Annotated in this window: 24 protein-coding genes; 15 read left to right on the forward strand and 9 right to left on the reverse strand. The window is 49.5% G+C overall.

What is annotated here, in order from left to right; all coding sequences use genetic code 11:
• Positions 1-14: 14 nt before the first annotated feature.
• The 7 genes from IPP66_18265 to IPP66_18295 all read right to left on the reverse strand — a co-directional run bounded on the left by IPP66_18265 (position 15) and on the right by IPP66_18295 (position 6,440).
• Positions 15-1,286: a molybdopterin molybdenumtransferase MoeA gene (locus tag IPP66_18265; GenBank protein ID MBK9927217.1), complete on the reverse strand. Its 1,272-nt coding sequence runs from the start codon at positions 1,284-1,286 to the stop codon at positions 15-17.
• 7 nt (positions 1,287-1,293) lie between these two features.
• Positions 1,294-2,154 (reverse strand): prenyltransferase, encoded by an 861-nt coding sequence (locus IPP66_18270; GenBank protein ID MBK9927218.1) that lies wholly within the window; start codon positions 2,152-2,154, stop codon positions 1,294-1,296.
• The gene (locus IPP66_18275) at positions 2,155-2,964 is read right to left on the reverse strand and encodes a hypothetical protein (GenBank protein ID MBK9927219.1); all 810 of its coding nucleotides are present in this window, start codon (positions 2,962-2,964) and stop codon (positions 2,155-2,157) included.
• Positions 2,961-4,061, reverse strand: coding sequence for an aminotransferase class I/II-fold pyridoxal phosphate-dependent enzyme (locus IPP66_18280; GenBank protein MBK9927220.1), 1,101 nt, complete (start codon positions 4,059-4,061; stop codon positions 2,961-2,963). The genes IPP66_18275 and IPP66_18280 overlap by 4 nt, the downstream gene beginning before the upstream one ends.
• A gap of 126 nt (positions 4,062-4,187) precedes the next feature.
• Positions 4,188-4,658 (reverse strand): DinB family protein, encoded by a 471-nt coding sequence (locus IPP66_18285; GenBank protein ID MBK9927221.1) that lies wholly within the window; start codon positions 4,656-4,658, stop codon positions 4,188-4,190.
• A gap of 56 nt (positions 4,659-4,714) precedes the next feature.
• Positions 4,715-5,419 carry an SDR family oxidoreductase gene (locus IPP66_18290; GenBank protein MBK9927222.1) on the reverse strand — a complete coding sequence of 235 codons (705 nt, stop codon included), beginning with the start codon at positions 5,417-5,419 and terminating at the stop codon, positions 4,715-4,717.
• Between the two features lie 55 nt (positions 5,420-5,474).
• Positions 5,475-6,440, reverse strand: a complete 966-nt coding sequence (locus IPP66_18295; protein MBK9927223.1) for a proline dehydrogenase family protein — start codon at positions 6,438-6,440, stop codon at positions 5,475-5,477.
• Positions 6,441-6,614: 174 nt separating this feature from the next.
• Between IPP66_18295 and IPP66_18300 the strand changes: the two genes are divergently transcribed.
• From IPP66_18300 to IPP66_18365, 14 genes are all read left to right on the forward strand, one after another.
• The gene (locus IPP66_18300; protein ID MBK9927224.1) at positions 6,615-8,117 is read left to right on the forward strand and encodes a serine hydrolase; all 1,503 of its coding nucleotides are present in this window, start codon (positions 6,615-6,617) and stop codon (positions 8,115-8,117) included.
• 81 nt (positions 8,118-8,198) lie between these two features.
• Positions 8,199-8,849: a hypothetical protein gene (locus IPP66_18305; protein MBK9927225.1), complete on the forward strand. Its 651-nt coding sequence runs from the start codon at positions 8,199-8,201 to the stop codon at positions 8,847-8,849.
• Positions 8,850-8,876: 27 nt separating this feature from the next.
• Positions 8,877-11,405: a HEAT repeat domain-containing protein gene (locus IPP66_18310; GenBank protein ID MBK9927226.1), complete on the forward strand. Its 2,529-nt coding sequence runs from the start codon at positions 8,877-8,879 to the stop codon at positions 11,403-11,405.
• 1 nt (position 11,406) lies between these two features.
• Positions 11,407-12,750: a putative aminohydrolase SsnA gene (gene ssnA / locus IPP66_18315; GenBank protein MBK9927227.1), complete on the forward strand. Its 1,344-nt coding sequence runs from the start codon at positions 11,407-11,409 to the stop codon at positions 12,748-12,750.
• 11 nt (positions 12,751-12,761) lie between these two features.
• Entirely contained in the window at positions 12,762-13,448 is a 687-nt protein-coding gene (gene npdG, locus IPP66_18320) for an NADPH-dependent F420 reductase (protein ID MBK9927228.1), read from the forward strand.
• A gap of 43 nt (positions 13,449-13,491) precedes the next feature.
• Positions 13,492-14,289, forward strand: coding sequence for a coenzyme F420-0:L-glutamate ligase (gene cofE, locus IPP66_18325; GenBank protein MBK9927229.1), 798 nt, complete (start codon positions 13,492-13,494; stop codon positions 14,287-14,289).
• Between the two features lie 16 nt (positions 14,290-14,305).
• Positions 14,306-14,659, forward strand: coding sequence for an inorganic pyrophosphatase (locus IPP66_18330; protein ID MBK9927230.1), 354 nt, complete (start codon positions 14,306-14,308; stop codon positions 14,657-14,659).
• Positions 14,656-15,048 (forward strand): PPOX class F420-dependent oxidoreductase, encoded by a 393-nt coding sequence (locus IPP66_18335; GenBank protein ID MBK9927231.1) that lies wholly within the window; start codon positions 14,656-14,658, stop codon positions 15,046-15,048. The genes IPP66_18330 and IPP66_18335 overlap by 4 nt, the downstream gene beginning before the upstream one ends.
• Complete coding sequence (locus IPP66_18340; GenBank protein MBK9927232.1) at positions 15,032-15,661, forward strand: nitroreductase family protein; 630 nt, start codon at positions 15,032-15,034, stop codon at positions 15,659-15,661. The genes IPP66_18335 and IPP66_18340 overlap by 17 nt, the downstream gene beginning before the upstream one ends.
• A 32-nt stretch (positions 15,662-15,693) precedes the next feature.
• The gene (locus IPP66_18345) at positions 15,694-15,894 is read left to right on the forward strand and encodes a four helix bundle protein (GenBank protein ID MBK9927233.1); all 201 of its coding nucleotides are present in this window, start codon (positions 15,694-15,696) and stop codon (positions 15,892-15,894) included.
• Between the two features lie 2 nt (positions 15,895-15,896).
• The gene (locus IPP66_18350) at positions 15,897-16,103 is read left to right on the forward strand and encodes a hypothetical protein (GenBank protein ID MBK9927234.1); all 207 of its coding nucleotides are present in this window, start codon (positions 15,897-15,899) and stop codon (positions 16,101-16,103) included.
• Positions 16,093-17,055 carry a 2-phospho-L-lactate transferase gene (locus tag IPP66_18355; GenBank protein ID MBK9927235.1) on the forward strand — a complete coding sequence of 321 codons (963 nt, stop codon included), beginning with the start codon at positions 16,093-16,095 and terminating at the stop codon, positions 17,053-17,055. The genes IPP66_18350 and IPP66_18355 overlap by 11 nt, the downstream gene beginning before the upstream one ends.
• Entirely contained in the window at positions 17,052-17,663 is a 612-nt protein-coding gene (cofC, locus tag IPP66_18360; GenBank protein ID MBK9927236.1) for a 2-phospho-L-lactate guanylyltransferase, read from the forward strand. Before IPP66_18355 ends, cofC begins: the two co-directional genes overlap by 4 nt.
• Before the next feature lie 17 nt (positions 17,664-17,680).
• Positions 17,681-18,679 (forward strand): LLM class flavin-dependent oxidoreductase, encoded by a 999-nt coding sequence (locus IPP66_18365; protein ID MBK9927237.1) that lies wholly within the window; start codon positions 17,681-17,683, stop codon positions 18,677-18,679.
• Positions 18,680-18,713: 34 nt separating this feature from the next.
• Here IPP66_18365 and IPP66_18370 read toward each other — a convergent pair whose 3' ends face one another.
• A complete protein-coding gene (locus IPP66_18370; protein MBK9927238.1) occupies positions 18,714-19,217 on the reverse strand; it encodes a CinA family protein in 504 nt (167 codons plus the stop codon).
• Between the two features lie 70 nt (positions 19,218-19,287).
• On the opposite strand from IPP66_18370, the gene IPP66_18375 reads away from it, so the two are divergent.
• Positions 19,288-20,346: a serine/threonine protein kinase gene (locus IPP66_18375; protein ID MBK9927239.1), complete on the forward strand. Its 1,059-nt coding sequence runs from the start codon at positions 19,288-19,290 to the stop codon at positions 20,344-20,346.
• Between the two features lie 71 nt (positions 20,347-20,417).
• Here IPP66_18375 and IPP66_18380 read toward each other — a convergent pair whose 3' ends face one another.
• Complete coding sequence (locus tag IPP66_18380; protein MBK9927240.1) at positions 20,418-20,735, reverse strand: DUF4190 domain-containing protein; 318 nt, start codon at positions 20,733-20,735, stop codon at positions 20,418-20,420.
• Positions 20,736-20,833 lie beyond the last annotated feature (98 nt).

A 20,833-nucleotide genomic window follows, 5' to 3' on the forward strand; every position in this document is an offset into this window, starting at 1 on the left:
ATCTGTTGTACCCTTTAAATTAAAACCACTTCTACCATTTCCCCCGCCGATAACCCCGTTGCATCGGGGTGAATGCGTAACAAACCATCTGCACTTGCCAGCGTGAAGATCAAGTTGCTTTTACCGAAGATGGGATCAGCGCTGTAATTGACGGTTGACGATTGACGATTGACGATTAGCTTGACTGGTATCCAGTCTTCTCTGCCCGCTTGAGATGGGAGATTAACCGTTAGTATCGCTTGAACAGTAGCTTTGGGTTTGGGAAGTGCACCCAACAATTTCTCAATGACTGGCACAACAAACAAATATCCATTCACCAAGGCGCTGACGGGGTTGCCGGGCAGACCAATCACAGCTTTACCATTGCACACACCGAGAATGGTCGGTTTGCCGGGGCGGGTGTTGATTCCATGCACGAGAACACCGGGCTCACCCAATTGACGGATCACATCGGCAGTCATATCTCTTGTGGATGCAGACGAACCAGCGGTGATAATAACCACGTCACATTCGGATAGCGCCTTCGCCGCCGCTTCTTTCAACGCTTCAAACTGGTCGCTGATAATCCCATAACGTTTTGCTACACCCCCACTTTTCTCAATAAGCGCTGACAATGTATACGAGTTGATATCTCTCACCTGCCCTGGTCGCGGAGTTTGACTCGGGTCGATCACTTCATCGCCCGTTGACAACACCCCGATACTTACCAATCTGGCTACGCGCAAACTTGTAAATCCTAGTGCAAGCAACCCGCCGATTTCTGCGGGACGGATGAGAGTCCCTTTGGGGAGAACGAGTTGTCCCTGCGCCACATCTTCTCCGATGCGGATAACGTTTTCGCCATTGGCAACAGCGCGAGAAATCTCGATTTCACCTTTTGTAGGGATGGGCAGCTGCCCATCCCTACCGATTGTTTGTGTATATTCCAACATCACCACAGCATCTGCCCCACTCGGTAACATGCCGCCAGTATGGATCAATGCACATTGACCTTGTGTAATCTCAAACGAGGGAGCATCTCCCATTGGGACTTCGCCGATGAGAGTCGAGTAGGCTGGCAGAGAGTCAGAGGCGCCATGTGTATCACTCGCGCGGACGGCGTAGCCGTCTACGGTGGAGCGTTGGAAGTCAGGGAGAGGATGAGGGGCAAGGATGTCTTGGGCGAGAATCCGATTCAAAGCATGGACAACGTCAATTGATTCAGAATCAGGCAACGGGTAAGAAAGATGCGAGAGCATTAAGTCCCGCGCTTGGTCTGGAGGGAGAAGAGTCAGGAATTCGGGCATAAGTCGTTTATCGAATCCAGAACGTCAGAGTGAGGAAGTAAACGGTGAGACCAAAGACGGCGAGGGCAGTCGCATGGAGGATCATCCAGTTAGGAGGCAGGCCGAGCGAGATGTTGCGTAGTTGGAAAATTTGATAAAGAGCGAAGGGAAGCGTGAGGAAGGCGGGCCAAAGCAAGGACAGTGTAAGACCGAAGGCAGGCATGGCGAGAAAAAAGATGTAGGCGAAGATGACGAAGATATTATGGAACGGGACAACATGCTCCCAGCCGAGGCGCGTGAGGAATGTGATGCGACGGAGTTTTTGATCCTGTGCAAAGGATTGAAAGTCCGTGATGAGGAAGTAAGCGAAGGCGAGGAATGTAAGAGGAATGGTGATGGCTAGGAAACGGTGAACGTTACCCGATTGAAGAACGAATGCAATAGAGGGGAAAACGTACGCCAGATGAATGGCAAGAAGAATCTCGCCAAAGCCACGATTGATGAAATGAAATGGAGGGATGGAGTATACGAGGATGAGTACAAGTGAGATCCCAAGCAGGAAGAAGGAGGAAACAGGAAGTTGCTTGGTTGCGAACAATGCATAGAAGATGAGCGCGAGCGAAGCAAGGGACGCAATGGAGATGTATAGGAGATTGTTACGCAGTGTCTGCCTTTGGATGCGTGTTTCATCTTCAGAAAGAGGTTCCACATCGAGACGGAAAATCTCGGGGAGCAAAGACATGGTCAATTGGGCGAGGATGACTCCGAAAAGCCCAAGCCAAAAGGAGCCAGCACGGAAGGTCTCGCCAAGGTAGTTGGCGATGCTCGCGCCGAGAGAGTAGGTCAGCGCAGCGAAGAGAAGGTGGAGAGGACGGGTGAGTTTTAGCATTTAGGCAGAGGTAGAACTTGAAAAGTTAAGGTCAGGTAATCTTGGTCGACTAAAATACGACAAAGTCATAACGACTTTCTGCATCATATACAATCCTACGAACATCAAAGCGAAAAACAATTTTGCATCAGAATGAAACAACAATCTATAAGTACTTTCATATGGATTAAGTGAAAACGACGTATCTGCAACCATAAAACCTATACCCTGCCTGAACACCAATAATATCGCAGAAATAAATATTGGCAAATATGACACCACAATAGTAAGTAGATACACTTTAAGATAGTGACTGAAGTTTTTAAATACTTCCAAGAATCCTAGGGCAGGACTTTCTAAAGCTATTGAATGCCTAGTTACCAGAATAATTACTCCCAAATTAAATAAGCCAAAAATTATCAAGTTCAACAAAATACTCCAAACAAAATTAATACTCCATAGCATTATCCCAGACATCAGATCACGAACAACACCTATTAAGACATAAGGCAATCCTAATACAATCAACATCCAGAAGAATGTAACAATGGTAACCAACAGACTTTTCCAAATATACTTTTGAGCCAGCTTTGACGGAGAATTAATTTGGATTAGCGGATTTTTATACTTAATTACCATCCCGATCAAATACAATTCCGAATACAGGCTCAGGAACAAAGTTACAGGCCAATATCCACAAATAGCCCAAAGTGAAAAATCCACATCGTTGCCACGGGGTATAGAAGATAAATAGGTCAAAAGAAATAGAAGAATAAATGCTTTATTCTCTTTTATTACATGCCAAGCATCTCGATAGAGCGCAAATATCATAAGAATTTTTCCAGCCGATCAACCGCCTGCGGAAGATTCTTCCGTCCCAGCCCAACGCGGAAGTGGTTACCCGTGTCGTCGTACATCGTTCCAGGCAAGAGAAGAACTCCAACTTCACGGACAACCTTATCACAAAAGTCTTCGATGCCGCCGTTAAGTAGTTTTGGGAAACCCATTGAGCCTGCTTGTGGACGTATCCAATTGAAGATGGAAGAATGACGAATGAAGAATTCGTCCATTACAGCGAGATTGCTCTTAATAATACCAAGATTGCGTTCGATGAGTTTGTGTCTGTTTCGCATGGCGACTTCGGCCAGAAATTCGCTTGGAGCAGAGTTGCAGATCGTGGTGTAGTCTTTCAGCGAGGCCATTGCGTTATAGATTCTTTTATTCTTTGTGGCGATCCATCCGATGCGGAGACCGGCGAGGCCATAAGTTTTGGATGTAACTCCCAACGAGACAGCGTGCTCCCCCATGTCACACGCCGCAGGCAGACATGTGGACGGGTCATATTCGGATTCTCGATAGACTTCGTCGCAGAACAAAAGAAGGTCGTTCTCTTGCGCAAATCGGTTGACAAAATCAAAGTCCGCACGGGACATGAGATAACCCGTCGGGTTGTGTGGCGTGTTGATAATAATAGCCTTCGTGTTGGGGCGAAGAAGTTTTTTGAGTTCGTCCAAGTCCAAGGCCCAGTTATTCTCTTCACGCGCCAGCCACAGACTGACATCACAGCCGATGGATTTGGCGATCTCGATCAGCGATTGATAACATGGTGCATGAACAATGACATGGTCACCTTGTTTTAATACCGCATGCATAAAAAGGAAAATGGCTTCTTCCGCACCTGCGTGGACCAAAATCTCTTCGGATTGAATCGTTTCGTAAACTTTGGAAATCTCTTTACGCAAAGAGGGGCTTCCCTGCGATTCGGTATACCCTAACCATACGCTTTGAAATTTCTCGCTCGCACCTTCCTCGAGTGCAAGCAAGTCCGCGATGGACATGGCCTCACAATCTGAGGAACAGAGCAGGTATTCGGTATTAAATTCGTATTTGGCAAAGTAACGTTCGAGTTTGAAGGGAGAAAGATTCATTTTCGTCCTGAGCGGAGGCTCTGAGCGATAGCGAAGAGACGTAGTCGAAGGATACATTACAAAATAATTTTATGTATTCAGGTTAAATGCGCTTCGACTGCGCTACCGCTCCGCTCAGCGCGGAAATTATTTCATCGCTTTCTTCATATCACGATAATGAACTTGGTTGTGAACATACAACATCTTGATCATCTCGCGCAAGGTTGTCACACCGAGGTATGGATGTCGTCCTTTTTTCTCCAAGTCCGATTCTTCCAATGATAAAGTCCATGCGATTGAATCAGCGCGAATAGCTTTGTATTGTTCCAACAATTCCTGAGGAGGCAGGCTTCTTGTCTTTTCCTGTTGGGCCGCGTTGTAACGGTCAATGGAAAAATCTTCAGCCGCTCCTTCACCTGTCAGGCGAATACGCTCAAAGAGTTTCACCAGTCCGCGCTCAGAGGTGACGAAGTGCGCGAGCACGTTACGTATCGTCCATGTTTCGCCTTCGGTGTAAACCTGTGACTGCCATTGTGCATCAGCTAAACCTGCAAACAAAGCAAAGAACTTATCGCCTTCAGACTTCAACTTATCAGCCAATTCATTGAGCTCGGACATGGTTCTCTCCTTTAGAAATGCGCTTCGACTGCGCTACGCTCCGCTCAGCGCGAAGACTATATCAATGAATAACCCCCATCCACAACAATGGTTTGCCCGGTGACATATTCATTGCGTAACAAAAATTCAAGGGCGGATGTAATTTCTTCGCTTCTTGCTGGACGTTTGAGCGGGATCCGTCCGATCAGCCTTTCCCACTCTTCGGCAGGGACAATGTCCGATTGCAAGACAAAGCCCGGAGCGATGGCATTGACCCGTATTTTCGGCGCTAGGGCACGCGCGAGGATTTTGGTCAACGACTCCAATGCGGCTTTGCTGACCGTGTATGAGGGATAACGACTCCATGCCTTTTGTGCGCCCACGTCCGTGATGTTGACGATGAGTCCGCCAGCGACCATTTTTTTGGCACACTCCTGCGCGAGGAGAAAAGGTGCACGCAAGTTGAGGTCAAGGGATGTGTCCCAACTCTCGATGGAGAGCGAGTCCACGTCTCCATTTGGCATGAAAGCCGCAGAGTTGACGAGAACGTTTAGAGATTCAAAATTCGAGAGGAGGGAATAGATCTCGCTGGGGTTCGTGAGGTCGGCTTGGGCAAGGACAACGCTTCTTGAAAGAGATTCAATTTCCGCCTTGGTCTGAAGCGCTTCGTCAGTGGAGGAATGGTAATGAAGGACGATATCGTATCCAGCGCTGGCAAGCGTCAAGGCGAAGGCTTTTCCAAGTCGATGTGCGGCGCCAGTGACGAGAGCGAGAGGAGACATGCCCCTATTATAAACGTAGGGCGGGGCTGAGACCCGCCCCTACGTAAACACTAATTTATTTGCGGAAGAAGTTGGAGATGAAGAACCAAATGTTTGCAGGACGTTCAGCAAGGCGGCGCATGAAATAAGGATACCAATGCGTGCCGAAGGGAACATACACGCGGACGGGGTAACCTTCTTTCACAAGTTGTTCCTGTAAATCGCGGCGAATGCCGTAGAGCATTTGAAATTCAATGGCTGTTTTTGGAAGACCCACTTTTTCAGCATATTGTTTTGCGAACAAGATACGTTTCTCATCGTGCGAGCCAATAGCAGGGATGGGCGGCGTGCGTCCATCGGTGCTTAGGGTATTCTTTTCGATCTTGAGCGCTTCATCGATCATGATCTTGGTGAGAAGATCATAATTTGCATCGGTATCTGCTTTCTTGGGGAAAGCCTTGTCAGGTGGTTCTTTATATGCGCCTTTGACAAGGCGAATGCGAGTGCCTTTTTCGAGCAAAGCACGTGTGTCCGCTTCGGAACGGAAGAGGTAGGACTGGATCACCAGACCAACATCATTGGTGTTAAATCCGCGCTCCAGCAAAGATTGATAGAGGGATAAGGTCACATCGGTGTAGGGTGTGTCTTCCATGTCGATGCGGATGAAGTTATCGTGTTTCTTGACCTGCTCAAGAATACGGACAAGATTCTGCCTGCAGATCTCTTCGTCAAGTCCCATGCCGATCTGAGTCAGTTTGATCGAAACATTGGCTTTAACCCCTGATTTATCTATTTCATTGAAAATGGCAAGAATATCTTCGGTTGCTTTGTCGGCCTCTTCAGCCGTGGATGTATGTTCCCCCAAATGGTCGAGCGTGGCATTGATCCCTTTGGCGTTCAACTCGCTAACGACACGAACGGCGTCTTCCACTTTTTCGCCTGCAACAAATCGAGAAGCCGCCTGCCACGCAAAACTCCAATTGGTCACCAGTTTTTGCGCCCATGCGGCTTTGGACAAATAAATAAGAAAAGAGCGAAACATCGTCCCATCCCAAGAAAGAATTTTCAAACCCTAAAGGGTTCCGCAAAGCGTTCCTTTAGGGTCTATAAGTTACAAAATTATTCTAGCACAAACGCAAAATTTGAGTGTTATACTTTTTCCATTACTAAACTCACTTTCTGGATACCATTACAAAGTGAGGCATGAGGTGAAGCTTTGAGAAGTCGTAGTTCCATACCTGTTTTACGCGGTATTTCCATCGCGTTTCTGACCATCGCCATCGTGATCACGATCATAGCCCTGATCGGTTACAGCCGCACCCGCAACAATTATCCGGGCGGCATGACCATCGGCGGCGTTCCCGTTGGGGGCGTAAATCCACAGATCGCATCAGAACGTGTTTTACAGGTTTACACATCCCCCATCGAAGTGCAATACGGCAATGCAGTCATGCAAATTGAGCCTTCCGTAGTCGGCTTTGAGCTGGATATGGATAGCATGATCGCCGCCGCAGACCTTGAGCGGACAGGCGGCTCCTTCTGGGGCGGGTTTTGGGATTACCTCTGGAACCGCAATCCAACCGCTGTTGAAATTCCCCTAAGCAGTAAAGTCGATGAGGAACGTTTGGTCGCCTATCTGCAAAATGAGATCTCGGCCCGCTACGATGAGCCTCCCACCCCCGCGCAACCTGTTCCGGGAGGGACAACATTTTTGCCCGGTGAACCCGGCCGCGTTCTTGATACTACACGTGCGGTACGTCTGATCGAAGACACTTTACGTTCGCCCACCAACCGTTCCGTTGTACTTTCTTATCAACAAAGCACCGCCTCGCGGCCTACGATGCAGAACCTTGAGATATTGCTTCAACAAAACATTCTCGTGGCCGATTACGATGGCGTGATCGGCATCTACCTGCTCGACCTCCAAAACGGACAGGAAGTCCACTTTGCGATGGATAAGGGACAAACGATCCCGGTCAATCCTGATGTAGCCTTCACAGCATCCAGCACGATCAAGATACCGATCATGGTTTCATATTTCATCAAATACGGTTCCGCCGCACTGGATGAAAAGTCTTCGACCTTGATCTCAAATATGATCCTCAAATCGGAGAACCCCGCGTCTGACCGCATCATGGAAGGGCTGGACGCCTTGCGTGGTCCGCTCATTGTGACGGAGGATATGAAAAAGATCGGGCTGGAAAATACCTTTTTGGCAGGCTTTTTCTGTAGCCCAGACAACCCATGCCCTCTCTTACAGAGATTCAACACCCCGGCCAATCAGCGAGCGGATGTGTTCACCGACCCTGATCCTTTCAACCAAACCACACCCTCCGATGCCGGTATGTTGCTCGCAGACCTTTATCAATGTGCAGAGGATGGTGGCGGCGCTTTGATCGCGGCCTACCCAACGACTATTACGAGTCAAATCTGTAAGCAGATGGTCGATTACCTCGCGTCAGACAAGATCGGGGTCCTGATCGAGGCGGGCGTTCCCGAAGGGACACGTGTTGCCCACAAACACGGCTGGATCAGCGACCCGGCTACAGGCGTCATCCAGAACATCAGCGATTCCGCCATTGTGTATACGCCCGGTGGAAACTATGTACTCGTGATCTATGCCTATCATCCCATCCAAACCGTTTGGGAGCCCATCTCAGCCATGTTCGCGCAACTCTCACAGGCTGTTTACAATTTTTATAACTTACCCTCTCCATAAGCAATTTGTAACCGTGACGGGTATAATCGAACTATGAGTGCGGCACTGGGACTTTACCGATTACAACAAGTAGACAGCAAGATGGATCAGATTCAAGCACGCTTGAAATCCATCCGTGAGACGCTCGAAAATGACCTGGAACTGCGTGCCGCCAAAGAGGCCGTTGCCAAAGCTGACGCCTTACACAAAGAAGCCAACAACGCCTTGAAACAAAGCGAAGCCGATTTCGAGAAGCAACGCATCAAGATCGAACAGACCGAATCCAACCTGTATAGCGGACAAGTCCACAACCCAAAGGAATTGCAAGACCTGCAAATGGAAATTGTCTCGTTAAAGAAACATCTGGTCACGTTGGAAGAACGCGAGTTGGAAGTGATGATCCAATTCGAAGACGCAGAAAAATCCCTGCAAGCGGCCAATGAAAAATTACAACGCGTGCAGGCAAACTTGAAAGACCAGAACATCGACCTGACCCACGAAAGCGATGTGCTTAACAAAGATCTGGAAAGCCTCGATTCAGAACGCAAAGCCGTAATCGGCAACATCGAAAACCAGATGATCACCATCTACGACCGTCTGCGCCAGCAAAAACGAGGCGTGGCAGTCACCACCATGAGCGATGCTTGTGATGCCTGCGGCACCACCTTTACCCCATCACAACAGCAAACCGCTCGTTCGAATTCGCAATTATTTTATTGTCCAACTTGTGGCAGAATCATCTATGCTGGTTAACCCAATCCACGAGACGATCATACAACAATGACTTCAACCACTCTCGCATTCGCAATCGGTTTTGTCCTCGGTATTGTTTCCACAATACTGCTCCAGCGCACATTGCCACTGCTCAAACAGATCCGCGAAAATGCAAAAGTAAAGAGTGAGGAAGCCCAAGTCCGCCGCACGAGCGGGTTGGAAGATAACCACCGCAGGCTTACCCTGCGCCGTGCTCAGGGAATGCACCTGGCCGCCCAACTATTTGCCCTCAATGAACTCTTAGAAGAACCAAAACTACTTGCTCCCCCCATGCAAGTGGAACCCGGCGCCACAAACATTCAGGAAGATGTCATTTCGCAGACTCTGCCTTATATGCCCGACTGGCCTGAATTGGCGGCCATTTATCGCGCGCCAACATTGAATCTGATCGAGGCAGTTACCGGTGAAACGAACATTGTTATCGTCGGCGCGGCTGGGACAGGAAAAACTGTCGCACTCGCACATCTCGCTTCATTGGCCGCCAACCTCCAGATCCAATTAGGACCGAGGGACGCAGTCCCCTTCCATTATCACATTGCAGACCTGCAACTTCCCTTTGACCCAACCAAAGATGTACTAACCCCTGTCATCAGCGCAGCATCTGAACGTGCTCCCATGTTCGATCTGCGAAAACTTCCAGATTTCATCAAACTTTCGTTTAATACCGGCGCCGCACTCCTGCTGATCGATGGCTTTGACGAAGTAGATACGCAAACCCAAACCGATGTTGCGGCATGGTTCAAGGCCGTCATGGATACCTACCCCGGAACCCGCATCGTAACCACCGGCACACCCAATCAGTTAAACGGGTTGATCAGTTTAGGTTTCAGTCCGCTGGCATTGATGTCGTGGAAACCACGCACATCTTCAGACTTTATCCAAAAATGGGGCGAGGCGTGGACGCGCTCCGTCTCTCAAACGAACCCATCATCCACCAACGAAGTGGATCCGATTCTGCTCAACGAATGGCTTGCAATCGACAACACGGGTCTGACTCCCTTAGAACTGACTCTCAAAGTATGGGCCGCCTACGCCGGTGACGGCTTGGGCTCGCGCGTTCTCGACTTCATCGCGACACATCTCCGTCGCGTTGCCCCAAGCGGAACGCCCGTCGCCGCGCTGGAATTGCTTGCCATGCAAGTAGTTCTCACCTCACAACCGATCTTCGATCCTAGCAAAGCCCGTGGATGGGTTAAGCAATACGATATTGTCGAAGACAAATCCATTGAAAGCGCCGAGACTGTTTCAACCACAGATACGGGTAGCCCTCTCCCGCTGACCGAATCGCAGAAGATTCGCATCAAAAAATCAAAAGCGAGTTCAGCTGTCCCCTCCTATGGTTTGCTCAGCAAAATGGTCGATAGCGGATTGCTCGTCATGCACCCCAACGAAAAGATGCGTTTCTTGCATCCTGTGTTCAATGGATATCTTGCAGGGCAAGCCGTTGGCGATAACGATGCCGATACCAGCCTGCTCGCACAAGCAGATTGGGATGGCAAAATTTTGGCATTGAAATATTTGGCCGCACGCGCTGATGCATCTGTTGTGGCTGATATCTTACTAAAAGAATCCAGTGTCCCGCTTCATAGCGGAACTTTCACAGTTGCTCGCTGGCTCCGTGATGCCCCCAAGGATGCCAAGTGGCGCGCAAAAGTGTTTGCCAGTTTATTGTCCATCATGCAAGCGGAAGGACAACCCGTCACCCTGCGCGCAAAAGCCATGGCCGCTTTTGTTGCCAGTGGAGATCCCGGCGCAACAACCTTGTTCCGTCAATTATTGAACTCACGCTCCTTTGAGGTCATTCCTTTGGCCGCATTGGGATGTGGTGCCCTGCGCGATAGAAAAGCCGTGCCTATTCTCGAACAAGTCCTGCAGGCTCCCGGCTCCGTTCAACGCGCGGCTTGTTTCGCATTGGTCGCCATCGGCATGGATCAATCGCTCGAGGCCGTTGCACGCGCCTTACTTAACGGCGATGAAGAATTACGTCGCGCCGCCGCCCAAGCTTTGGCGAATGATCCCAAAGAAGGCCACGAAACACTCAGAGAAGCCGCTTCACTTACCGACATCATGGTCCGGCGCGCCGCTGTGCATGGTCTGGCCCGCGTAGAACAACCCTGGGCACTCGAGAAACTCCAAGTCATGCAAGTGGAAGACGACCAATGGGCAGTTCGCAACCTCGCCAACCAATACGTGGAAGAGATCACGAAACGCGACCCACGTGTTCCTAAAAAATTGACTCCGCCATCTGAAACTCCCTGGGTGATTGAGTTCGCCAGCAAACAAGGCGTAGGCATTCCGCGTGGTGGCCCTGCCACCGAAGTTCTGGTTGCTGCTTTCAAACACGGAAGTGTCGAACAACGTCTTGCCGCCATCAATTATCTCAAACGCAACGCTAACGAAGGCATCGTGGGCGCACTCTACAACGGCGTATACGGTGAAGACCCTGAGATCAGCGAAGCTTCCTTCCTCGCCGTGCAGGAGATTGCCGCAAACGGCATGAACATCCCGCATCCCAATCAATTCGGTCTCGGCTAACATGCTCATCACCAACGCAACGATCATCACGTGGGAAAAAGAAAATCACATCATCGAAGACCAGGCCATTCTCATCGAGAATGACCGCATCCGCGAAATTGACGCAACTCAAAAACTCATAGCCAAATATCCCAACGAAGAAAAGCTCGATGCACGCGGTCAATATGTGATGCCGGGCAATATCTGTGCCCACACACATTTTTATGGCGCTTATGCACGCGGCATGGCCATCCCCGGGCCTGCACCGAAAGACTTCCCTGAGATACTGCAAAAGTTGTGGTGGCCGCTTGATCGGTCGCTTGACGCGGAGAGCATCCAATACTCCGTTCTCCCCTGCCTCGTCGACGCGATCAAACATGGCACAACAACACTCATCGATCATCACGCCTCGCCCAACGCGATAGACGGATCGCTCGATATCATCGCCAACGAAGTAGAACATGCTGGTTTGCGTGCCGTGCTTTGCTACGAAGTGACAGACCGCGATGGCGAAGCAAAAATGAAGGCAGGGATTCAGGAAAACGTCCGCTTTATCAAGAAGACGAAAAGCCCGCTTCTCGCTGGGACCTTCGGCCTGCATGCCAGCCTGACACTTTCTGACTCATCTCTAGCCTTGTGCCGCCAATCTGTGCCTGACGATATCGGCTTCCACGTTCACACCGCCGAACATGAATCGGACGAATACGATAGCTTGAATAGATCTGGTTTGCGTGTGATCGACCGTTTACAAAGGCATGGCATCCTTGGTACCAAAACCATCACCGCCCACGGCGTCCACTTCGATGCGCGTGAGATGCAGATCCTTGCAGAGACTGGCACATGGCTTTCTCATCAACCACGCTCAAATATGAATAACGGTGTCGGCGTGGCACCCATTGAATCGATGATGCGTGCAGGCATCAAGGTCTGCTTGGGAAACGATGGCTTCTCCAATGCCATGTGGGATGAATGGAAAACAGCCTATCTGCTACATAAAGCCCATCACCGCGATCCGCGTCGCATGGGCGGATACGATGTAGCGCAAATGGCTATTTACAACAATGCCGCACTGGCAAATGTCTTCTTCCCATCTGCAACGATAGGTCAACTTATTCCAGGCGCATTTGCGGATATTATTTTTGTAAACTATTCTCCCAATACGCCATTGACCGCTGGCAACCTTCCGTGGCATATTATCTTTGGCTTTCAGCAAAGCATGGTCACCACAACGATTGTCGCTGGAAAAATCCTGATGAAGGATCGTGAACTGCTCACGCTGGACGAAGAAGAAATCGGAGCAAAAGCCCGCGAGATCGCCCCGAAGGTCTGGGGGAGATACGAAAAAGAAGTTGGAAAGGTCTTATAGAGGAGATACTGATGGAAGAAAAAGCACCACTGTTACTGACAATTGCCGTGCTCGGCGGGACAGGAAAAGAAGGCAAAGGACTCGCCTTTCGCTGGGCAAAGGCTGGTTATAAAGTTCTGATCGGCTCACGTTCCTCGGAGCGCGCCGTTACTGCCGCATCTGAGATCATGGAATTATCAGAGGGTTCCTCATCTGTCGTAGGGACGTCCAACCTTGAAGCCGCGCAACTGGCAGAGATTGTTGTCCTAACCGTACCCTATTCCGCACACCGCGAAACGCTCGAAAGCGTAAAGGACGCGCTCAAGGGTAAATTACTGATCGATGCCACTGTTCCACTCGTGCCACCCAAAGTGACAAAGGTCCAAATGCCTCCTGCCGGTTCTGCGGCACAAGAAGCGAAAGAAATCCTTGGCGATGATGTTCAAGTGGTCGCCGCTTTCCAGAACGTCTCCTATGAACGCTTGATGGATGATAACGGAGAGGTTGAATGCGATGTACTCGTCACCGGCTCAAGCAAGGAAGCCCGCGCCGAAGCCATCATGCTTGTCGAAGCCGCTGGGCTGACAGGCTGGGACGCTGGCCCCATCGAAAACTCCGTTGTCGTAGAAGGCCTGACAAGTGTATTGATCAACATCAACAAACAACACGGCTCTACCCATGCAGGCATCAAGATCACGGGAGTTTCAAAAAAATCGTAATTGGTAAACGGTAATTTCCCATTTACCAATTACCTGTTTTACTATGCCCCTTACCCTTACCCCATTACAAACCATTCCCCTTATCCGCCGAGACGACAACTTGGCGGATATTGTTGTTAATTCCCTCAAAGAAACCAACGTACAACTTGAAGATAACGATATTTTAGTCTTCGCACAAAAGGTTATCTCCAAAGCCGAAGGCCGGACGGTGAATCTCGCAACAGTCACGCCTTCGCAACGCGCCATCGAACTTGCGGAACAGACGCAGAAAGATGCTCGTGTCATCGAACTCATCCTACAAGAAAGCAACGAGGTCTTGCGAGTACGCGTCGGTGCGATCATTGTGGAACATAAGCTCGGTTTTGTCTGCGCTAACGCAGGGATCGATCATTCCAACGTAAATCCCGAACAGACTTCCGAAGGCTTAAGAGACTTCGGAAGTCTGAATAACGAAGATTGGGTCCTGCTCCTTCCGCAAGATCCAGACCTCTCGTCCAGAAAGATGCGAGATGCAATCCAATCCAAAACAGGCAAACGAGTCGGCATCCTAATCATTGATTCGCACGGACGTGCATGGCGCAATGGGACCGTTGGCATCGCCATTGGTATTTCTGGCCTGCCTGGCCTCGAAGACTTGCGCGGCAAACCTGATCTCTTTGGATATACACTGCAAGTCACGCAAGTGGGCGTGGCCGATGAACTCGCCGCCGCCGCATCACTGGTCATGGGACAAGCCGCAGAAGGGACGCCCATTGTCCATGTACGAGGGTTCCCCTATCCACTGCGCGAAGGATCGCTCAAAGAATTGATCCGCCCGAAAGAGCAAGATTTATTCCGCTAAACGTAGGATGTAAAACATGGAATTTGATACTCGTTTCTGGCAAGGAATGGAACAACTGATCGTCACCAACAAGGCCATCATCGACAGACCAAAAGGCACCCCCCATCCACGTTACCCACAACTCATCTATCCGCTTGATTATGGTTACCTTGAAAACACAACCGCCAGCGATGGTGACGGCATAGATATATGGATGGGTTCTCTTCAAACAAAAACTTTAACAGGAATCTTATGCACATTTGATAAGATGAAACGCGATGCAGAAATTAAGTTACTGATCGGATGTACGAACGAAGACGTTCAAGTCATCAGAAACTTCAACAACGAAATGCTCACGTTATTCATCCCAAACATCATGGAGCCAAGATGAATTTTCCTGAAGAATTCCAAGACCTTCTCAACGAAAAATCAAAAGCCTTATTGTTTCTTGCGACCATCATGCCCGATGGTTCACCGCAAGTCACACCGGTCTGGTTTGATATCGATGGCGAATATATTCTCATCAACACCAACGAGGGTCGTGTGAAAGACCGCAACATGAAGGCGCGTCCCAAAGTGGGCATGACCATTCAAGACCCCAACGAAACCTATCGGTATCTTGGCATTCGCGGCGAAGTAGTCGGCTACACCACAGAAGGCGCTGATGAGCACATCAACAAGCTTTCGCTCCGTTACGACAACGAACCCTGGACTTATCGGGAAACCCAAAAGCGGATCATCTTCAAGATCAAGCCGACTCACTTTGACAAGCACAACTGACCTCCACAACTTCTTGCGGACTCGTCGCTCGATCCGCCGCTTCAAACCGGACCCTGTGCCTGATTCGGTTATCGAGAACATTCTCCACACTGCCACCTTCGCCCCCTCCGCGCACAACCGTCAGCCATGGAGGTTTGCCGTGGTGACCGATTCATCTGTCAAAACAAAACTTGCGGATGCGATGGCCGTTGAGTTCGCACACGATCTTGAAAAAGACAGCATTCCCTCCGAAGAAATTCAAAAACGAATCGCCCGTTCCCGTGAACGGATCATCTCTGCGCCTGTCGTTATTACCCTCAATCTCGACATGAGCGAAATGGATGTTTACCCAGACAAGAAAAGAAAAAAAGCAGAATACCTGATGGCAACGCAATCCGTAGCCAATGCAGGGATGCAACTGCTCCTCGCCGCCCACGCAGAAGGTCTCGGCGGGGTTTGGGTGTGCAGTCCGCTATTCGTGCCGGAAACAATTCAAAGCGTGCTTACGTTACCTGAAACATGGGAACCTCAAGCGATGTTCTTTGTTGGGTATCCAGATGGGTCGCCAAAAGAGAAAACATTGAAAGATGTAAAAACTATAGCTGTAATGTACACCAATGACCATAGACGATAGACCGTAGACCGTGTGAATTGAAGGAGGAAAACATGGCTTTCAAGTTCGAAAATCTTGAGGTATGGCAGATGGCACTGGATTATGTTGACTTAATGTACGAGCTAGCTGAAAAACTGCCCGATGCAGAGCGTTATAACCTGAAATCACAAATAACACGTGCGGCCACATCGATCACCCTAAATATCGCGGAAGGCTCCACAGCCAAAGTGATGCAGAACAAAGTCGGTTTTTGAGCATGGCAATACGTTCTCTTATCGAAACTGTTGCATGTCAAAGAATTATTTCCCGTCGAAACTATGTAACTGAGCAGGCATACATAAGTCAAATTGACCTAAAGGCACAAGAACTTGCCAAGAAATTACATGCTTTTCGCAAGTCACTTTCCAAAACAAATAAAAGAATAAGCGAGAGTTCAATCTTATATGAAACCAATGAATTCTGAGACCACCGTCCATCGTCCATCGTCTACCGTCCAATTGAAAATCGTCGCATTAGCCGGTGGAGTCGGTGGCGCAAAACTCGCACACGGACTTGCCCAGATACTCAAGCCTGAAGAATTAACTATCATTGTCAACACAGGCGATGACTTTGAACACTACGGGCTGTATATTTGTCCCGATTTGGATACGGTTTGTTATACGCTGGCAGGGTTAGCAAATCCTGAAACAGGCTGGGGTAGAGTCAACGAGACATGGCAGGTTATAGAAAATGCCAAGAGACTCGGTGGGCCTGCATGGTTCAACTTGGGCGATCAAGATCTGGGGACCCATCTTGAACGAACTCGAAGGTTGAAAGAAGGGGCTTCGCTCAGCCAGATCACAAGAGACTTCTGTAAGTCTTGGGGAATTGAGCATACTGTCCTGCCGATGTCTGACCAACCGGTGAGGACAATCGTCGAAACAGATGAAGGCGAACTCGCATTTCAGGAATACTTTGTCCACAAGCGGTGTGAGCCGCGCGTAAAAGGGTTCAGATTTGAAGGGGCTGATGTCGCTGAACCAGTTTCGGGGGCGCTTGAAGCGATTACATCTGCTGATGCAGTGATCGTTTGCCCATCAAATCCGTGGGTAAGCGTTGACCCGATCCTGCGAGTCATCCAAAAGATTGAAAAGCCTGTTTATGCAGTATCGCCGATCATCGGAGGCGAGACCATCAAAGGACCTGCGGCGAAGATGTATCGTGAGTTGGGAATCGAACCTTCGGCGCTGGCTGTAGCAAATCATTATCGCGGACTTGTGCGAGGGTTTGTACTTGACAAAATTGATACGCCACTTGACCAAAGTGTGAGGGATTTAAATATGCAAACTCTCATCACCAATACTATAATGAGAACCACTGACGATAGAAAACAACTTGCAATGGACATAATCAATTTTATCGGAGCAACAGTATGACACTGTGGGCAATCGTACCTGTAAAGCCATTGAGGCGCGGTAAGTCACGTTTGGCTGGAACACTGACAGAAGATGAACGGGCGGAGTTGAATCAATCCCTTTTGCAACGTACATTGAAAACATTGACCGGGCTGAAAGAATTGGAGCAGGTGCTCGTGGTGAGCCGTGATCCAAATGCACTGCACATCGCACGCCAGCACGGAGCACGGACAGTGCAAGAGGAGGGACAACCGCACTTAAACACAGCGCTTACACGCGCCACTGTGGTCGCAAAGATATACGCGACGCGCGGGGTGCTGATACTGCCTGCGGACCTTCCTTTGATATCGCATGAAGATGTGCTAACATTAATTGAGAGAGCCGGTGACGCTCCCGTGGTCGTGATCGCACCCGACAGACACCGCAAAGGCACGAACGCCTTGTTGATATCGCCTGCCGGGTTGATCGAGTACGACTTCGGTGATGACTCGTTCCAAAGACACTGTGAACGGGCAAGAGAAGCGGGTGCAAGGCTTGAGATCGTGGAGCTCCCTTCCCTGGGTTTGGATCTCGACCTACCCGAAGACCTTGAGCTTGTACGGGAACTCGAAAAAGTAAGTTCATTCTAACTAGAGGAGAACATCCGATGACCGAGCGCGTTGCCTTGTACCTGCAAGATTCACATGATCTGCGGGATGGGTTGGACTATGTACGATATGCAGAAGAGAAAGGCTTTGAAGCCGTCTGGCAGGCAGAGTCGCGACTGGTGCGTGATGCCATCGTGCCGATGGCGGCCTATGCCGCAGTGACAAATAAACTCAAGGTTGGCTCTGGCGTGATCAACAATTGGACACGTAATATCGGCTTGCTGGCAGCAACATTGTTGACACTTGATGATCTTGCTCCAAATCGGATCATCTGCGGTATCGGCGCATGGTGGGATCCGCTAGCCAAGAATGTAGGCATTGACAGAAAGAAACCGTTGCTCGCCATGCGTGAGACCGTTGAAGTTTTACGTAGATTGTTGAACATGGAACGAGTCACCTTTCACGGAGAATTCCATCACGTAGACGGGATCGAATTGGATGTGGTGCATGGACGACGAGAACCGCGCAACGTTCCGATCATGATCGGCGCAACGGGCGATAAGATGATGGAGTTGACAGGCGAGATCGCAGACGGAGTTGTGCTCAATTATTGTGTCGCCCCTGAGTACAACGATAAAGCCATGGAATTGCTTGAAAAAGGTTTGAACATATCTGGGCGAAAACTCGAAGATTTTGACCGTCCGCAATTAATTGTCTGTTCGGTGGACGAAGACCACGACAAGGCTATTGAGTACACCAAGGAATTGCTCTGTCAGTACCTTGCTCAACAGCCACACATCGCCAAAGCATCAAACGTATCAGATGATGTCATTCACGAGATACAATCCATTTTGGGGTGGCCTGCCACAAAAGAACAGATCAACAAGGCAAAACATCTCGTACCCGATGACCTCGTCCACCGCATCACCGCTTCAGGGACTCCAGCCGAAGCGAAAGCCAAAGTGGAAGAATACAAGAAGCGTGGGTGTACCTGCCCCATTTTGTATCCCGTTGGCGGGAACTTCAAGTTGTTGATCGATACATTCGCACAAGCGTAAAAACCAAGGGCGACCTATTGGGTCGCCCTTACAATTATTTTTTCCCCAACAAATAATCCAAAATCGTTTGTAAAGCCGCATCTGCAGATGCGGCTTTATTTTGTTCGCGGTTGCCTTGAAAGTAGAACTCGCGCGCCCACTCGACATCGTTCGCTACAAGCCCAACCCAGGTGGTGCCAACAGGCTTGTCCAAAGTCCCGCCGCCCGGACCAGCTATCCCTGAGACTGAAACGGCAATGTCCACATCTAATGCACGCTTTGCGCCATGCGCCATCTCGAGCACAGTCTCACCGCTCACAGCTCCAAACGCATGCAATGTGTCCCATGAAACGCCCAACAGTTTCACCTTCGCTTCATAGGAATATACGAGAAATCCGCCCGCAAAATATTCAGAAGAACCCGATACGTTTGTAATACGGTGGCCGATCAATCCGCCTGTACACGACTCAGCTACAGCCAACTGCAACTTGCGTTCGCGTAATAACTTTCCTACTTCAAATTCCAATACACCTTCCACGTACACCTCATTGTTGAACATTCATATCAATATTTTTAAGTGCATGGCATTATACACGGCCAGATGCCAATCTCGATTATAATTTTTTTATATGGCAGATTGGACGGGCAGGCAATTAGGCAAGGTTCTAATTAAGGACTTGATCGCCCACGGGGGTATGGCTGAGATATACACTGGCATCCATGAAACACAAGGATTGATCGCCATCAAAGTCATGCGTGGCCTACTGGAACGTGATGTGCATCAATTGGCGCGTTTCAAACGTGAAGCAGATGTAGTCGGAGAACTCCGCCATCCAAACATCGTCCGAATGATCGATTACGTTGTCGAAGGTGAAACACCGTGTTTGATCATGGATTACATCCCCGGCCCATCGCTTGCCGTTTATTTGAAAGCCCTTCACGAACGTAACCAACGCATTCCCATCGTTACGGTCGCTCAGCTGTTGCGTGCCATTGCCAGCGGATTGGATTATGCCCACAGCAAGGGAGTCATTCATCGGGATATCAAACCTGCCAACGTTCTTTTACGCTCCCGCACACAAGAAGTCACGTTAGAGCAACCGTTACCTTTGGATGTAGAACCGATTCTTACCGACTTCGGTCTGGCTCGCCTTCTTGACTCTACCCTCCACACGACAACTGGTTCTGTCTCCGGCACACCCACATACATGAGCCCTGAGCAATCACGTGGCGAAAAAGTGGACAAACGCACCGACATCTACTCACTAGGCGTTGTCCTTTACGAAATGTTGGCAGGGCACGTCCCATTTCAATCCGACTCAACCTTTGGCATGCTGATGAGACACATCAATGACCAGCCTCCGCCAATCAAAGGCATTTCAGCTGACCTGCAAGCATTGATCGACCGCGCTCTCGCCAAAGATCCCAGCCTGCGATATCAATCCGCAGGAGCTATGGCGAGCGAATTTCTCATCATGCTCAGCGGCCAGAACATTTCACCAGACACCCGATACTTTGCCGATGTAGCACGCAAAGCAGTGGAGCCCAGCTACGCACAAATTCAAGCGCAAGATCCACCTCCCCAGACACGCTTCCCGTGGAAACGTATCGCAGTGGAAATGGCAATCGCTTTAGTGATCGCTTTTATTTTCTTTAGTTTTTTCTGTCCTTGTATGTTTGGCCTTTAATATCCCCCACTATATGTGCAAAACGGCCCACCTGAAAATTTCAGGTGGGCCGTTTTATTCAAGTACAGATATTAGCGAACGCTTTGCATAAGTTGCTGGAAAATATTTCCAGAGTTAAGCGCTACACCTGCTATGGCATTGATACAAGCAAGCAATATTCCAATGCCCGAAAGAATCATCCCGATCATCGCAAGGGTCTTCTGGGAAGGATCCTTCATGCCAAGATATCCAAGCACAACTCCGATAATTCCCAACGGAACGCCACAGATCGGCAAAAACCACGCGCACAGATTAATAACACCAAGGACCAACGAAGCGATGGCCATGATGCGTTCATTTCCACTGCCAGTGGAAGGTTGTTGTACAGGCTGATTGAATTGATCGTTCATAGTAGTTCCTCCAAAAAAGATTTTGTCCATTATTGCATAAATCAAGGTCTAATACAACCACCGAAAGTACTTGTATTTTGTAATCATGATACATGCAG

Source organism: Candidatus Defluviilinea proxima (genome assembly GCA_016721115.1).
GTDB lineage: Bacteria > Chloroflexota > Anaerolineae > Anaerolineales > Villigracilaceae > Defluviilinea > Defluviilinea proxima.

Excerpts from the sequence above, each read along its gene's own strand:
- IPP66_18310 (MBK9927226.1), top strand. The coding sequence starts at position 8,877 with ATGACTTCAACCACTCTCGCATTCGCAATCGGTTTTGTCCTCGGTATT.
- IPP66_18345 (MBK9927233.1), top strand. The coding sequence starts at position 15,694 with ATGGCTTTCAAGTTCGAAAATCTTGAGGTATGGCAGATGGCACTGGAT.
- IPP66_18270 (MBK9927218.1), bottom strand. The coding sequence starts at position 2,154 with ATGCTAAAACTCACCCGTCCTCTCCACCTTCTCTTCGCTGCGCTGACC.
- ssnA (MBK9927227.1), top strand. The coding sequence starts at position 11,407 with ATGCTCATCACCAACGCAACGATCATCACGTGGGAAAAAGAAAATCAC.
- IPP66_18365 (MBK9927237.1), top strand. The coding sequence starts at position 17,681 with ATGACCGAGCGCGTTGCCTTGTACCTGCAAGATTCACATGATCTGCGG.
- IPP66_18285 (MBK9927221.1), bottom strand. The coding sequence starts at position 4,658 with ATGTCCGAGCTCAATGAATTGGCTGATAAGTTGAAGTCTGAAGGCGAT.
- IPP66_18305 (MBK9927225.1), top strand. The coding sequence starts at position 8,199 with ATGGATCAGATTCAAGCACGCTTGAAATCCATCCGTGAGACGCTCGAA.
- IPP66_18330 (MBK9927230.1), top strand. The coding sequence starts at position 14,306 with ATGGAATTTGATACTCGTTTCTGGCAAGGAATGGAACAACTGATCGTC.
- IPP66_18375 (MBK9927239.1), top strand. The coding sequence starts at position 19,288 with ATGGCAGATTGGACGGGCAGGCAATTAGGCAAGGTTCTAATTAAGGAC.
- IPP66_18295 (MBK9927223.1), bottom strand. The coding sequence starts at position 6,440 with ATGTTTCGCTCTTTTCTTATTTATTTGTCCAAAGCCGCATGGGCGCAA.
- IPP66_18265 (MBK9927217.1), bottom strand. The coding sequence starts at position 1,286 with ATGCCCGAATTCCTGACTCTTCTCCCTCCAGACCAAGCGCGGGACTTA.
- IPP66_18355 (MBK9927235.1), top strand. The coding sequence starts at position 16,093 with ATGAATTCTGAGACCACCGTCCATCGTCCATCGTCTACCGTCCAATTG.
- IPP66_18370 (MBK9927238.1), bottom strand. The coding sequence starts at position 19,217 with ATGTTCAACAATGAGGTGTACGTGGAAGGTGTATTGGAATTTGAAGTA.
- cofE (MBK9927229.1), top strand. The coding sequence starts at position 13,492 with ATGCCCCTTACCCTTACCCCATTACAAACCATTCCCCTTATCCGCCGA.
- IPP66_18280 (MBK9927220.1), bottom strand. The coding sequence starts at position 4,061 with ATGAATCTTTCTCCCTTCAAACTCGAACGTTACTTTGCCAAATACGAA.
- cofC (MBK9927236.1), top strand. The coding sequence starts at position 17,052 with ATGACACTGTGGGCAATCGTACCTGTAAAGCCATTGAGGCGCGGTAAG.
- IPP66_18335 (MBK9927231.1), top strand. The coding sequence starts at position 14,656 with ATGAATTTTCCTGAAGAATTCCAAGACCTTCTCAACGAAAAATCAAAA.
- IPP66_18380 (MBK9927240.1), bottom strand. The coding sequence starts at position 20,735 with ATGAACGATCAATTCAATCAGCCTGTACAACAACCTTCCACTGGCAGT.
- IPP66_18275 (MBK9927219.1), bottom strand. The coding sequence starts at position 2,964 with ATGATATTTGCGCTCTATCGAGATGCTTGGCATGTAATAAAAGAGAAT.
- IPP66_18350 (MBK9927234.1), top strand. The coding sequence starts at position 15,897 with ATGGCAATACGTTCTCTTATCGAAACTGTTGCATGTCAAAGAATTATT.
- npdG (MBK9927228.1), top strand. The coding sequence starts at position 12,762 with ATGGAAGAAAAAGCACCACTGTTACTGACAATTGCCGTGCTCGGCGGG.
- IPP66_18290 (MBK9927222.1), bottom strand. The coding sequence starts at position 5,419 with ATGTCTCCTCTCGCTCTCGTCACTGGCGCCGCACATCGACTTGGAAAA.